Source organism: Streptomyces sp. NPDC021224, from assembly GCF_044332905.1.
GTDB lineage: Bacteria > Actinomycetota > Actinomycetes > Streptomycetales > Streptomycetaceae > Actinacidiphila.
Window position 1 is genome coordinate 386,724 of record NZ_JBIRPW010000005.1, and the last position, 13,967, is coordinate 400,690.

General features: G+C 73.0%; 10 protein-coding genes and 2 tRNA genes. 10 read left to right on the plus strand and 2 right to left on the minus strand.

Features of this window, described 5'->3' with window-relative positions:
- Positions 1–44: 44 nt before the first annotated feature.
- From rsfS to ACH4PY_RS15905, 3 genes are all read left to right on the plus strand, one after another.
- On the plus strand, positions 45–470 hold the full coding sequence (rsfS, locus tag ACH4PY_RS15895; protein ID WP_398181723.1) for a ribosome silencing factor: 426 nt from the start codon (positions 45–47) through the stop codon (positions 468–470).
- Positions 467–1,120: a histidine phosphatase family protein gene (locus tag ACH4PY_RS15900; protein WP_398182145.1), complete on the plus strand. Its 654-nt coding sequence runs from the start codon at positions 467–469 to the stop codon at positions 1,118–1,120. The genes rsfS and ACH4PY_RS15900 overlap by 4 nt, the downstream gene beginning before the upstream one ends.
- Positions 1,121–1,448: 328 nt before the next feature.
- Positions 1,449–1,521: transfer RNA gene (locus ACH4PY_RS15905), tRNA-Ala, on the plus strand.
- A gap of 80 nt (positions 1,522–1,601) precedes the next feature.
- Here the strand turns inward: ACH4PY_RS15905 and ACH4PY_RS15910 are convergent.
- Complete coding sequence (locus tag ACH4PY_RS15910; protein WP_398181726.1) at positions 1,602–2,594, minus strand: helix-turn-helix transcriptional regulator; 993 nt, start codon at positions 2,592–2,594, stop codon at positions 1,602–1,604.
- 101 nt (positions 2,595–2,695) lie between these two features.
- On the opposite strand from ACH4PY_RS15910, the gene ACH4PY_RS15915 reads away from it, so the two are divergent.
- Positions 2,696–4,207: an MFS transporter gene (locus ACH4PY_RS15915; RefSeq protein ID WP_398181729.1), complete on the plus strand. Its 1,512-nt coding sequence runs from the start codon at positions 2,696–2,698 to the stop codon at positions 4,205–4,207.
- Between the two features lie 70 nt (positions 4,208–4,277).
- Here the strand turns inward: ACH4PY_RS15915 and ACH4PY_RS15920 are convergent, their stop codons facing one another.
- The gene (locus ACH4PY_RS15920) at positions 4,278–5,348 is read right to left on the minus strand and encodes an alkene reductase (RefSeq protein WP_398181732.1); all 1,071 of its coding nucleotides are present in this window, start codon (positions 5,346–5,348) and stop codon (positions 4,278–4,280) included.
- 178 nt (positions 5,349–5,526) lie between these two features.
- Here ACH4PY_RS15920 and ACH4PY_RS15925 point away from each other — a divergent pair.
- From ACH4PY_RS15925 to ACH4PY_RS15950, 6 genes are all read left to right on the plus strand, one after another.
- Positions 5,527–5,599 (plus strand) — tRNA-Ala (locus ACH4PY_RS15925).
- 441 nt (positions 5,600–6,040) lie between these two features.
- Complete coding sequence (locus tag ACH4PY_RS15930) at positions 6,041–7,975, plus strand: protease pro-enzyme activation domain-containing protein (protein ID WP_398181735.1); 1,935 nt, start codon at positions 6,041–6,043, stop codon at positions 7,973–7,975.
- 353 nt (positions 7,976–8,328) lie between these two features.
- A complete protein-coding gene (leuS, locus tag ACH4PY_RS15935) occupies positions 8,329–11,202 on the plus strand; it encodes a leucine--tRNA ligase (protein ID WP_398181739.1) in 2,874 nt (957 codons plus the stop codon).
- A 135-nt stretch (positions 11,203–11,337) separates the two neighbouring features.
- Positions 11,338–11,916, plus strand: coding sequence for a hypothetical protein (locus ACH4PY_RS15940; protein ID WP_398181742.1), 579 nt, complete (start codon positions 11,338–11,340; stop codon positions 11,914–11,916).
- A gap of 184 nt (positions 11,917–12,100) precedes the next feature.
- Positions 12,101–12,946 (plus strand): DegV family protein, encoded by an 846-nt coding sequence (locus ACH4PY_RS15945; protein WP_398181745.1) that lies wholly within the window; start codon positions 12,101–12,103, stop codon positions 12,944–12,946.
- A 211-nt stretch (positions 12,947–13,157) separates the two neighbouring features.
- Positions 13,158–13,859 carry a helix-hairpin-helix domain-containing protein gene (locus ACH4PY_RS15950; protein WP_398181748.1) on the plus strand — a complete coding sequence of 234 codons (702 nt, stop codon included), beginning with the start codon at positions 13,158–13,160 and terminating at the stop codon, positions 13,857–13,859.
- Positions 13,860–13,967: the final 108 nt, after the last annotated feature.

The window sequence follows — 13,967 nt, forward strand, 5'->3', positions numbered from 1 at the left end:
GAGACCCTTGAAGCAGTAGAGCCCCCGACCGGAAAGCCGTATCCGTGACCGCCACTGACCGCTCCATCGAGCTGACCCGCGCCGCCGCGCAGGCCGCCGCCGACAAGCTCGCGCACGACGTCATCGCCTACGACGTCAGCGACGTGCTCTCCATCACCGACACCTTCCTGGTCGCCTCCGCCCCGAACGACCGCCAGGTGCGGGCCGTCGTCGACGCCATCGAGGACAAGCTCCGCGACGAACTGGACGCCAAGCCGGTCCGCCGCGAGGGCGAGCGCGAGGGCCGCTGGGTGCTGCTCGACTACGTCGACATCGTCGTGCACGTCCAGCACTCCGAGGAGCGGGTCTTCTACGCGCTGGAGCGGCTCTGGAAGGACTGCCCCGAGATCCCCCTGCCCGAGGACGCGGTGGCCACCCGCGGCAAGGGCAAGGAGCACGCCGGGACGGCCGACGACGGGATCGTCAGCTGAACGGCCGGCGCAGCGGCCGGGGCCGCCGGATCGTGCTGTGGCGGCACGGCCAGACGGAATGGAATCTGGAGCAGCGCTTCCAGGGCACGACCGACATCCGGCTCACCGAGACCGGCGTCGCCCAGGCCCGCCGCGCCGCCCGGCTGCTCGCCGCCCTCGCGCCGGACGCGATCATCTCCTCCGACCTCAGCCGGGCCGCCGCCACCGCGTCCGAGCTGTCCGTCCTGACCGGCCTCCCCGTCACCCACCACAAGGCCCTCCAGGAGACCTACGCCGGTCACTGGCAGGGCCTGACCCACGAGGAGATCGTCGGCCGCTACGGCGAGCAGTACGCCGCCTGGAAGCGCGGTGAGCCCGTCCGCCGCGGCGGCGGCGAACTGGAGACCGAGGTCGCCGACCGCGCCGCCCCCGTCGTCCTCGCTGCCGCCGACGAGCTGTCCGACGGCGGGGTCCTCGTCGTCGTCAGCCACGGCGGCACGATCCGTACGACCATCGGCCGCCTGCTCGGGCTCGCCCCCGAGACATGGGAGTCCCTCGGCGGCCTCTCCAACTGCTGCTGGTCCGTCCTCGGCGAGGGTGCTCGCGGCTGGCGGTTGACGGAACACAACGCGGGCACCCTGCCCGAGCCCGTGCTGGGCGACGACACATAGCCCTCGCCGGGCGGGCGTATGCACCTCCCACCTGCCCCGCCGGGCACCCGTTGTCTGCGGCTGCGCGTGCCGCGCGGGGCACCCGTTTTTCAGGGGCGCGGGGAACTGCGCGGCCAGCCCCCACCGGGGCGCGGGTCGTCACCGGCCCGAAGGGGCAGTTCGGTCCGTGCCGGACCACCGGCCGGTGGTGGGCTGAGCGCGCAGTTCCCCGCGCCCCTGAGGGGTACCGCCCTACGCAGAGGGCAGGCCCCTGACAGGTACCGCCCTGCGCAGCAGAAAGCCGATTTCGTTCCCGTCCGGGGAACGGCTATGATTTCTGACGTCGCAAGGGGCTGTAGCTCAGTTGGTAGAGCGCTTGCATGGCATGCAAGAGGTCCGGGGTTCAATTCCCCGTAGCTCCACAGCAGCAGGAAACGAGGGCGGTGCCCTCCCGCGGAGACGCGGGGGAGCACCGCCCTCCGTGCGTGCGGCGGCGTGCCGCTCAGGTTTCGTGCGGGCACTTCGTGGGGCGGCCTGAGGCCTCGCGCTCGGCGAGGATGACGGAGAGCCTGCGGCCGTGGACGGCGCAGCCCACGACGGGGTCGGGGATGGCGCGCAGCGTCTCGACGGACTGCCGGTCCGCCTCGGTGGCGGGGGTGTAGACGACGTAGCGGTGCTCGGCCATGCCGTCGATGCTGAGCGACATCGAGGTCAGGGTGATCGTGCCGACGGCCGGGTGCCGGAAGGTCTTGACGCGCTTGCCGGGCGCGGCGACGTCCCCGCTGGCCCACATCTGCGCGAAGTCCGCGCTCGACTTGATCATGAGCGCGACGAAGGACTCCCACGCGGGCTCCCCGACGTGCCGCCCGTAGCTGCGCCGTACCTGCGCGACCATCCACGGCAGCTCGTCCGCGCTGTTGACGAAGGTCTGGCAGCAGTCGGGCACGGTGAAGAGCTTGTAGAGCACGTTGCGCTCCCAGCGCTCCACGAGCGAGGTCATCGGCCACAGCGTGCGGTAGGTCGCGTTGGTGGCGCGGACGTCGTAGCGGCTGTTGTAGATCGCGGCGGGCAGCGGGTTGAGGGCGTCGAGGACGCCCTGGAACTCCTCACCGACCGTGTCGGTGTCGGCGGCGGGCTCGCGGACGAAGGGGATGCCGGCCAGCCGGTAGAGGTGCTCGCACTCGGTGGCGTCGAGCATCAGCACCCGGGCGACGGCGTCCAGCACCTGGACGCTGGCGTTGATCGGGCGTCCCTGTTCGAGCCAGGTGTACCAGGTGACGCCGACCCCGGCGAGCTGCGCGACCTCCTCGCGGCGCAGTCCGGGGGTGCGCCGCCGCAGGCCGGGCGGCATGCCGACGTCCTGCGGGGTGATCCGGGCGCGGCGGCTGCGCAGGAAGGCGGCGAGCTCGGTGCGGCGGGCTCCGCCGGCACGCCGGGATCCGGTGGCATCCCGGGACCCGGTCCGGGTGGGGGGCGCTGCCGGTGGCTGGGGCATACGCTCATCGTCCCCAACGCGTCCGGCGGCTGCCAGGTGCTGGCACTACCAGGATCACGGGGCTCTCGTTACCCGTATCGCGGGGGCCGCAGGCTCGGCCCATGACTCCTTCTCCGTCGAACGGCGCGACCGTGACCGGCGCCACCACCCGTACTCCCACGACCGCGGCGGCCGGTGCCGGGCCCGATACCGGGACCCGCCGCACCGGCCGGGCGGGTCCGCCGCCCGGACTGCTGCTGGGCACCATCCTGATGGGCCAGTTCATGGCCCTGCTGGACGTCTTCATCGTCAACGTGGCCGCGCCGACCATGCGCGACGACCTGCACGCCTCGGGCGCGCAGCTCCAGCTCGTCATCGCCGGCTACTCGATCAGCTACTCCGTGCTGCTGATCACCGGCGCCCGGCTCGGCGGCCTGCTGGGGCACCGGCGGCTGTTCATGGCCGGCCTCGCGGTCTTCACCGCGGCCTCGCTCGCGTGCGGCCTGGCGCAGGGCACGGGCGAGCTGATCGGTTTCCGCTTCGTGCAGGGCGCGGGCTCGGCCCTGATGATCCCGCAGGTGCTGAGCCTGCTCCAGCTCAACTTCAGCGGCGAGGCCAGGACACGCGCGATGAGTGTCTACTCCGCGGTGCTGTCGTCGGGCGCCGCGCTCGGCCAGACGCTGGGCGGGGTGCTGGTGAGCGCGGACCTGTTCGGGACGGGCTGGCGGCCGGTCTTCCTGGTCAACGTGCCGATCGGGCTGGCCATGCTGCTGATCGCGCCGCGCGTGCTGCCCGCCGACGGGCCGCGCGACCAGGCCCGTGCGCGCGGCCTCGACCTGCCGGGGCTGGTCGTGCTCGCGGCGGCCGTGACGCTGTTCACCGTGCCGCTCGTGCTGGGGCAGGAGGAGGGCTGGCCGGTGTGGGGCTGGGTGTGCCTGGCGCTGAGCGTGGCGCTGCTGGCGGTCTTCGCGCTGCTGGAGATGCGGCTCGCGCGGCGCGGCGGCGCTCCGCTGATCGCGCCGCGGGTGCTGCGGGCGCCGGGCATGCTGCGGGCGAGCCTGGTGATCCTGGCGACGATGGGTTCCAACGCGGGCTTCCTGTTCGCCATCGCCCTGCACCTGCAGAGCGGGCTCGGCTTCAGCGCCCTGCGCACCGGGCTGACGTTCGCCTTCGCCGCGGTCACCTTCGGCACGGTGGGGCTGAACTGGCGGCGGCTGCCGGTGTCGTGGCGGCCGTGGCTGGCGGGCGCGGGCCTGCTGCTCGCCGCGGTGTCCTTCGCGGGGCTGGGCCTGGCGCTGCGCGGCGGCGGGGACGGCGGCGCCGCCCTCTACGTGTGGCTGCTGGTGCTGGGCGCCGGGCTCGGCCTCGGCTTCAGCCCCACCCTCACGATGGCGCTGGGCACGATAGCCCCGCAGGACGCGGCGGACGCCTCCGGCTTCCTGGCCACGGTCACGCAGATCGCCCAGCTGCTGGGTGTCGCGACGCTCGGCACGCTCTTCCTGAGCCGGGTGAGCGGGCCGGGCGCCCACGCCTCGGCGCACGCCTACACGGTGCTGACGGTGGCGATGACGGCGGTGTGCGTCGCCGGTGCGGCGGCGGGCCTGGCCCGGGGCCGGGCCCGCAAGGCGGTATGAGGCCCGTCCGGGGCCGGGCGGCCGGAGCGGCGTACGGCGCGCTGCGGCCGTCCGGCGCCCGCCGGGCGGCTCAGCCGTCGAGGGCCGGGTAGTCGGTGTAGCCGCGGTCGCCGCCGCCGTAGTACGTCGCCCGGTCCGCGGTGCTGTACGGGCCGCCGGCCCGCAGCCGGGCGGGCAGGTCGGGGTTGGCGACGAAGAGCGTGCCGTACGAGACCATGTCCGCGGTGCCGTCCTCGACGAGGCCCAGCTGCTCCGGGCCGTTGTGCCGTACGCCGGCCCTGGCGTTGAGGACGAGCACACCGGGGAAGCGCTTGCGCAGCTCCAGCGTCAGCGCCCGGTCGCCGCTCTCCACGACGTGCAGGTAGCCGGGGCCGACCGGCTCCAGGGCGCGCAGCAGCGCGAGGTAGGTCGGCTCGGGGTCGGGCTCGTCGATGTCGCCGAGGGTGTTTCCGGGGGAGATCCGCAGGCCCGTGCGCTCGGCCCCGATCGCGTCGGCGACGGCCCGGACGACCTCGGCGGCGAAGCGGGCCCGCCCTTCCGGGGTGCCGCCCCAGCCGTCGGTGCGGCGGTTGGTGTTGGGGGCCAGGAACTGGTGGACCAGGTAGCCGTTGGCGGCGTGCACCTCGACCCCGTCGAACCCGGCCGCGACGGCGTTGCGGGCGGCGGCGGCGTGCTCGGCGATCGTGCGGGCGATGCCGCTCTCGTCCAGCTCGGCGGGCTCCTCGAACTCCTGAGGGCCCGCCGCCGTGTAGACGCTGCCCTGGGCCCGTACCGGCGAGGGGGCCACCGGCCGCAGCCCGTCCGGCAGCAGCGAGCGGTGGCCGATCCGGCCGGTGTGCATGAGCTGCACGAAGATCCGGCCGCCGGCCTCGTGCACGGCGTCGGTCACCCGCCGCCAGCCGGCCACCTGCTCCGCGCTGTGCAGTCCCGGGGTGTCCGGGTAGCCCTGTCCGCCCACGGAGGGCTGGGTGCCCTCGGTGACGATGAGCCCGGCGGAGGCCCGCTGGGCGTAATACGCGGCGGTGCTCGCGGTCGGGCTGAGCCCGGGGCCGTAGGCCCGGCTGCGGGTCATGGGTGCCATCACGATCCGGTTGGGCAGCCGGTGGCCGCCCAGGTCTATCGGGTCGAACGCGGTGGTCACGGCGGTCGTCTCCCCTCTCGGCGGGCCCGGCCGGCACCCCGGCCGCCGCCACCGTAACCCTGGGTCGGCCGTCGGTTTGTTGCCGCTTCATGAACTTCGCCGGGACCGCGGATTTGCTCCGGCCACCCGGGGAGCGTGTAAAGTAACCCCAGGTCGCCGGGGGATCCCGGCGGTGTGCGGGGCTGTAGCTCAGTTGGTAGAGCGCTTGCATGGCATGCAAGAGGTCCGGGGTTCAATTCCCCGTAGCTCCACTTCGTCCGACCTTCCGGTGTCTGCCGGGGTCGTCGAGGGTCCTGCCGGAGGCGGGGTCCGGGTGCGTGAGGCATCCGGGCCCCGCTTTCGTCGTTTCCGGTGATTGTCATACCGCCGGGCGTGGGATCGGCCGGTGCTGGCTGCGTGCACCGGCGGGGGATGGGTAGTAGGTCTGGGGTGTCCGCCTGAGGCTCCGTCAGCGAGTGGCGCCTTAGAGGTTTTCCGGCTTCGGGAGGTTCCCGCAGGGACGTTTCCTTGACCTGCTCTTGGGAAAATCGTGGTCCTGGCATGAACTGATCAGCGAAAGAGTGTCGCTTTGCGGTGCGGTGTGTACGCATAGCGGCGACACCGCACGGTCCGCTCGTACCAGGGACAGCCCGACAACGCGACAACTCGCTTCGCATGGGGGTTACATGAGATTTGAGCGCAAGAGGACGCGTATGGCGCTCGTGGCGGCCACCGCGCTGCCGCTGGTCGCCGGCGCGCTCGCGCTTTCGACCCAGTCCGCGTCGGCCGACCAGCCGTCCGGACGCCAGCTCCTGTCCGGCACCAAGCCGCAGTGGGCCACCGCCCAGGCGGACCGTGGTGCCACTGCCGACTCCGCCGCGGTGACCGTCCGGGTCTACCTCGCGGGCAAGGACGCCAAGGGCCTCGCCGCCTACGCGAAGTCCGTGTCGGACCCGAACTCCGCCGACTACGGCCACTACCTGACGGCGGCCCAGGCGAAGACCGCCTACGGCCCGACCAAGGCCCAGGTGTCCGAGGTCACGGCGTGGCTGAAGTCGGCGGGCATGAAGGTGACCGCCTCCAACGACCACTACCTCACCGTCACCGGTGACGTGGCGGCCGCGGAGAAGGCCTTCGGCACCCAGCTGCACAACTACAGCAAGTCGGGCCACGTCTACCGCGCCCCGACCGGCACCGCGACCGCGCCCGCCGCACTGAACGGCGCGGTCCTCACCGTCACGGGCCTGGACACGGCGCCCAAGAAGTCCACCCACGACGACGAGCTGCCGCCGCCCGGTGAGGTCTTCAAGAACGCCGGACCGTTCTCCACGTACTACGGCTCGAAGATCGCCAAGCAGTACCCGACCGCGTACGGCGACAAGGCGCCCTACGCGATCCAGGGCTACACCGGCGACCAGCTGCGGGCCGCGTACGGCGCGGGCAAGTACACCGGCAAGGGCGTGACCGTCGCGATCACCGACGCGTTCGCCTCGCCGTACATCGCCCAGGACGCGGCGCGCTACGCCAAGGACACCGGCGGCCAGAAGTACAAGAAGGGCCAGCTCAGCCAGGTCCTGCCGAGCGACTACAACAGCACCGAGGACTGCGACGCGGGCGGCTGGTACGGCGAGGAGACCCTCGACGTCGAGGCCGTGCACGCCGTGGCCCCGGACGCGAACATCGTCTACGTCGGCGGCGCCTCCTGCTTCGACGACGACCTGCTCGACGCGCTGAACAAGGTCGTCGACAACCACCTCGCCGACATCGTCTCCAACTCCTGGGGCGACGTCGAGGCCAACGAGACGCCGGACATCGCGGCGGCCTACGACCAGGTCTTCCAGCAGGGCGCGGTCGAGGGCATCGGCTTCTACTTCTCCTCCGGCGACGCGGGCGACAACGTCGCCTCGACCGGTGTGAAGCAGGCCGACACGCCCGGCAACTCGCCGTGGGCCACGTCCGTGGGCGGCACCTCGCTCGCGGTCGGCAAGAACGACAAGTACCTGTTCGAGACCGGCTGGGGCACCCTGCGCGCCCCGCTGTCCGCGGACGGCAAGAACTGGAGCGGCTTCCCCGGCCCGTACACCTCGGGCGCCGGCGGCGGCACCAGCAAGTACTACGACCAGCCGTACTACCAGCGCGGTGTGGTCCCGGACTCGCTGGCCCTGGCCAACGGTGGCAGCGTCAAGCAGCGTGTCGAGCCCGACATCGCCGCCGTCGCCGACCCGAACACCGGCTTCCTGGTGGGTCAGACCCAGACCTACCCGGACGGCTCGCTCGAGTACAGCACCTACCGCATCGGCGGCACCTCGCTGGCCGCGCCGGTCATCGCCGGCGTCCAGGCGCTCGCCGAGCAGGCCCGGCACGGCATCGCCATCGGCTTCGCCAACCCGCTGATCTACTCCCAGTACGGCACGTCGTCCTACCACGACGTGACCGACCACCCGCTGGGCCAGGGCAAGGGCCTCGGCGTGGTCCGCGTGGACTACGCGAACTCCGTCGACGACTCCGACGGCACGATCGTCTCGCTGCGTACGCTCGGCGCCGACGCGTCGCTGCACGCCACGGTCGGCTACGACGACGTCACCGGCGTGGGCACGCCCGCGAAGGGGTACATCACCTCCTCGCTGCCGCCCAAGCACAAGAAGTAACGGCATCCGCCAGGGGCACGGCCCCGCACCGGCCACGGTGCGGGGCCGTCGCCCTGTCCGGACCCTGACCGGAGCCGGTCCGCGACCGGGCGCGCCGCCGTGCCCGCGCCCGTCCACAGCCGGGCCGTACCACCGTGCGTCCGGCCGGGCCGCTGCGGTAATCTGGGGCCATGCGACGAGCCACGAGCCTCCTGCTTAGCGAGCCGCGCTGACCACGAACCACGTCAGTGCGGCACCCCTCCTGCGCGAGGGGCTTTTTTGTTTGTCCCGCCGATGACGGGATGCCGCAAGCAGGACCACCAGGCAGCGATGGCCGTAGCAGCCGTCATGACATCGATGGAGTACCGAGGACGATGAGCGACACCACCCCGGCCGCCGAGACGGCTGCGCCGCACCGCTACACCGCACAGCTGGCCGCCGAGATCGAGGGCCGCTGGCAGGAGTACTGGGACGAGCACGGCACCTTCGCCGCCCCCAACCCGACCGGCGCCCTGAACGCCGATCCGCAGGAGGCCGCGAAGCCCAAGCGCTTCATCATGGACATGTTCCCGTACCCCTCGGGTGCGGGACTGCACGTCGGCCACCCGCTGGGCTACATCGCCACCGACGTCTCGGCCCGCTACCAGCGCATGACCGGCCACAACGTCCTGCACACCCTGGGCTTCGACGCGTTCGGCCTGCCCGCCGAGCAGTACGCCGTGCAGACCGGCACCCACCCGCGGGTCTCCACCGAGGCCAACATCGTCACCATGCGCGCCCAGCTGCGCCGCCTGGGCCTGGGCCACGACCGCCGCCGCTCCTTCGCGACGATCGACCCCGACTACTACCGCTGGACGCAGTGGATCTTCCTGCAGATCTACAACTCCTGGTACGACGAGGCCGCCGACCGCGCCCGCCCCATCGCCGACCTGGTCGCGCAGTTCGAGGACGGCACTCGCGCCACCCCCGACGGCCGCCCCTGGGCCGAGCTGACCCCCGCCGAGCGCTCCGACGTGCTGGGCGGCCACCGGCTGGCCTACGCCGCCGAGTCGCCCGTCAACTGGTGCCCCGGCCTGGGCACCGTGCTGGCCAACGAGGAGGTCACGTCCGACGGGCGCTCCGAGCGCGGCAACTACCCCGTCTTCAAGGCCAAGCTGCGCCAGTGGATGATGCGCATCACCGCCTACGCCGACCGGCTGCTGACCGACCTGGACGCGCTGGACTGGCCCGAGGCGATCAAGCTGCAGCAGCGCAACTGGATCGGCCGCAGCGAGGGCGCCCGCGTCGACTTCCCCGTCCACGGGTCCGACGGCGAGCACGCGGTGACCGTCTTCACGACCCGCCAGGACACCCTGTTCGGCGCCACCTACATGGTGCTGGCCCCCGAGCACGAGCTGGTCGACGCGATCGTCCCGGCCGCCTGGCCCGAGGGCACCGGCGAGGCCTGGACCGGCGGCCACGCCACCCCCGGGGACGCCGTCGCCGCCTACCGCAAGCAGGCCGCGTCGAAGTCCGACGTCGAGCGGCAGGCCGACGCCAAGGAGAAGACCGGCGTCTTCACCGGCGCCTACGCCGTCAACCCGGTCAGCGGCGAGCCCGTCCCCGTCTTCGTCGCCGACTACGTCCTGATGGGCTACGGCACCGGCGCCATCATGGCCGTCCCCGCCCACGACAGCCGCGACTTCGCCTTCGCGCGCGCCTTCGACCTGCCCATGCGCTGCGTCGTCCGGCCCACCGACGGCCGCGGTGAGGACCCGGCCGAGTGGGACGACGCCTTCGCCTCCTACGACGCCGTCATCGTCAACTCCGCCAACGAGACCGTCTCGCTGGACGGCCTGGGCGTCACCGAGGCCAAGGCCGCGGTCACCACCTGGCTGGCCGAGCGCGGCATCGGCCACGGCACCGTCAACTACCGCCTGCGCGACTGGCTGTTCAGCCGCCAGCGGTACTGGGGCGAGCCCTTCCCGATCGTCTACGACGAGGACGGCGTCGCGCACGCGCTGCCCGACTCGATGCTGCCCGTCGAGCTGCCCGAGGTCGACGACTACAGCCCGCGCACCTTCGACCCGGACGACGCCGACACCTCGCCCGAGACCCCGCTGTCCCGCAACGCCGAGTGGGCGACCGTCGAGCTGGACCTGGGCGACGGCCCGCGCACCTACCGCCGCGAGACCAACACCATGCCCAACTGGGCGGGCTCCTGCTGGTACGAGCTGCGCTACCTGGACCCGTTCAACACCGACAAGATCGTCGACCCGGCCGTCGAGGCGTACTGGATGGGCCCGCGCGAGGGACAGCCCGCAGGCGGTGTCGACCTGTACGTCGGCGGCGCCGAGCACGCCGTGCTGCACCTGCTGTACGCGCGCTTCTGGCACAAGGTGCTGTTCGACCTGGGCCACATCTCGTCCTACGAGCCCTTCCACAAGCTGTTCAACCAGGGCATGATCCAGGCCCACGTCTACCGCGACGCGCGCGGCATCGCCGTCCCCGCGGCCGAGATCACCGAGGAGGACGGCGCCTACTTCTACCAGGGCGAGAAGGTCAGCCGGCTGCTGGGCAAGATGGGCAAGTCGCTGAAGAACGCCGTCACGCCCGACGAGATCTGCGCCGAGTTCGGCGCCGACACGCTGCGGCTGTACGAGATGGCCATGGGTCCGCTGGACGTCTCCCGGCCGTGGGACACCCGGGCCGTCGTCGGCCAGTACCGGCTGCTGCAGCGGCTGTGGCGCAACGTCGTGGACGAGACCACCGGCGAGGTCACCGTCACCGACGCCGAGCCCGACGAGGAGACGCTGCGCGCCCTGCACAAGGCCATCGACGGCGTCGGCGGCGACATGGCGGGCCTGCGCTTCAACACCGCCATCGCCAAGATCACCGAGCTGAACAACCACCTGACGAAGACCGGCGGCCCGCTGCCGCGCACCGTGGCCGAGCAGCTGGTCCTGCTGGTCGCGCCGCTGGCCCCGCACATCGCCGAGGAGCTGTGGTCGCGGCTGGGCCACACCGGTTCGCTGGCGCACGCCGACTTCCCCGTCGCCGACCCGGCCCTGGCCCAGGACCCGGCCGTGACCTGCGTCGTCCAGATCAAGGGCAAGGTCAAGGCCCGACTGGAGGTCCCGCCGGCCATCACCGACGCCGACCTGGAGGCCCTGGCCCTGGCCGACCCCGCCGTCACCGCGGCGCTGGACGGCGCGGCGGTGCGCAAGGTGATCGTGCGCGCGCCGAAGCTGGTCAACATCGTCGTCTGAGCTTGCGCGGCCGTCCCTTAGGGGCAGGCTTGGGGGATCCACCGGATCCCTCGGGCCTGCCCCTTGCCGTTACCGTGGAGGTACGCGTCCGTCGCGGACGTACGTGACCTCGCCCCAGCCCAGGAGGAGCGGCCTGTGGAAACCGCCGGGATCATCGTTCTCCTGCTCGTGCTGGCCTTCCTGGTACTGGTGGGCGTCGTGGCGGTACGCACCGTGCGCGCCGTCAAGCGCGGAGTGGCCCGCGGCACCGCGCAGGCCCGCCGGGTCGTCGAGGACACCCAGCTCAAGGCCCGCCGCTTCACCACGCCCGGCCCCGGCGGCGAGGTGGCCCAGCTGCGCATCGACCTGCGGGCCGCGATCGACAGCACCTTCGCCGCGCTGGACGCGCGCCGCGCCGACGACCCCGCCCTCGCCGAGGCCGCGGCCCTGCTCGCCCGCCTCAACGACCACGCCCGCGCCCTCGACGGCGAGCTCAAGCTGCTCGAACGCGAGCCGGACCGGTCGCGCGTCGCGACCCGCCTCCCCGAACTCACCACCCGCGTCCGCCAGGTCACCCACTCCGCGAACTCCCTGCGCTGGGCCGCCCAGGACCGCGCCGAACACGCCACCGCCGACGACCTGGCCTCCCTGAACGACCAGATCGCCATAGAATCCGCCGCCCTGCGCCACTGGACCCCGACGGAACCGCCGAAGCTGCCGTCGCCGGGGGAGTGAGCTCGGCCCGCCGGGGGGCGTGTCCCGGCGGGCGCGTCGGGCGGAGGAGCTTGAGGGGGTGCGTCCCGGCGGGTGGGGCGGGCCGGGGGGCCGGAGGGCGGTACGTCCCGGTGGGCGGCGTGTCCCGGCCGGTGGGGCGGGCCGAGCTGTCGCCCCGGCCCGCGCCCCGGGTAATCTCCCGGACATGCCCCCGCACGTCGCCATCGTCACGGACTCCACGGCCTACCTCGGCCGTGACGCCCTGATCCGCCACCACATCACCATCGTTCCCCTCACCGTGGTGATCGGCGACGAGGCCCTGGAGGAGGGCACCGAGATCTCCGCGCCCGCGGTCGCGCGGGCGCTGCAACGCCGCCGCCCGGTGACCACGTCCCGCCCCGCGCCGCCGGAGTTCACCGCCGCGTACGAGGCCGCCGCCGCGTCCGGCGCGTCCGCGATCGTCTCCCTCCACCTGTCCGCCGACTTCTCGGGTACGTACGACGCCGCGCTCGTCGCGGCGAAGGATGCGCCCGTGCCCGTCCGGGTCGTGGACACCGGCATGGTCGCGATGGCCCTCGGCTTCACCGTGCTCGCCGCCGCGGAGGCGGCGGAGGCGGGCGGCACGGCGGACGAGGTGGTCGCGGCCGCGGAGAAACGGGCGGCGGACACGTCCGCGTACTTCTACGTCGACACCCTCGACTACCTGCGCAGGGGCGGCCGGATCGGCGCCGCCCAGGCCCTCTTCGGCTCGGCCCTCGCGGTGAAGCCGCTGCTGCGGCTGGCCGACGGGCGGATCGAGCTGCTGGAGAAGGTGCGTACCGCCTCGAAGGCGATCACGCGCCTGGAGGAGATCGTCGTCGAGCAGGCCGGCACACGGACGGTCGCCCTCGCGGTGCACCACCTCGCCGCCGCCGAACGGGCCGCCGTCCTCGCGGAGCGGCTGCGCGACCGCGTTCCCGGCCTGGACGACCTCGTCGTGAGCGAGGTGGGCGCGGTGATCGGCGCCCACGCGGGACCGGGGCTGCTGGGCGTGGTGGTCTCGCCGCACTGAACACGCCGGTCCGCGGGCGGGGTCGGGAGTTTTCCACAGGTTGCGGATCAAGATCATCGCGGGTGGTGCCGAGCGGTCCACGATGATCGGTATGAACGTGACGAGCGCGACACGCGCGACATACTCGGCAGGATCGGCAGGATCGGCAGGATCGGCAGGATCGGCAGGATCGGCAGGATCGACAAGCTCGGCAGGCTCGGCAAAAGCGAAGGTGCCCGGGGAAGCGTGGGAGCGGGCGTCCGCGATCTTCCCGGAGGCGGGTCCGCCCCCGCCGTCCCCCGGGGAGAGCCCGCCGCCCGGACGGGCCGCCCGGGTCCGGACCTGGCTGCTGCTGCGCTGCGGCCTCGAACTGCGCACGGTGGCGGCCCTGGCCGTGGTGCTGCTGGCGGCGACGGGGCTCGCGGTGCGCCATTACATGACGGGCCGCCCCCAGACGGTACAGATCCCCGCGGCCCTCCCGCCGTCCACCCCCGCTCCGGCTCCCGGCCCCTCGCCGGCCCGCCCCGCCCTGACGATCGACATCGCCGGCAAGGTCGCGAGCCCGGGCCTGCGCCACCTCCCGCCGGGCTCCCGCGTCGCCGACGCCCTGACCGCGGCGGGCGGCCCCCTCCCCGGCACCGACACGACCTCCCTCAACCTCGCCCGCCCCCTCACCGACGGCGAACAACTCCTCGTCGGCCAGCCGCCCCCACCCTCCACCACGGAGTCCGGCACCCCCACCACCCCCCTGAGCCTCAACTCCGCCACGGCCCCCCAACTCGACGCCCTCCCCGGCGTCGGTCCCGTCCTGGCCCAGCACATCCTCGACTACCGCACCCAGCACGGCGCCTTCACCACCCTCCAGCAACTCCGCCAAGTCCCCGGCATCGGCGACCGCAAATTCACCACCCTCAAACCCCTGGTCCACCCATGACCCCACCCCACCTGGACGACGCGACCACGCCCCCCACAGGGACCGGCCCCCCATCCCGGCTCGGGCCCCCCGCACAGGGTGGGCCAGCACCCCGCAGGGGCGCGGGGA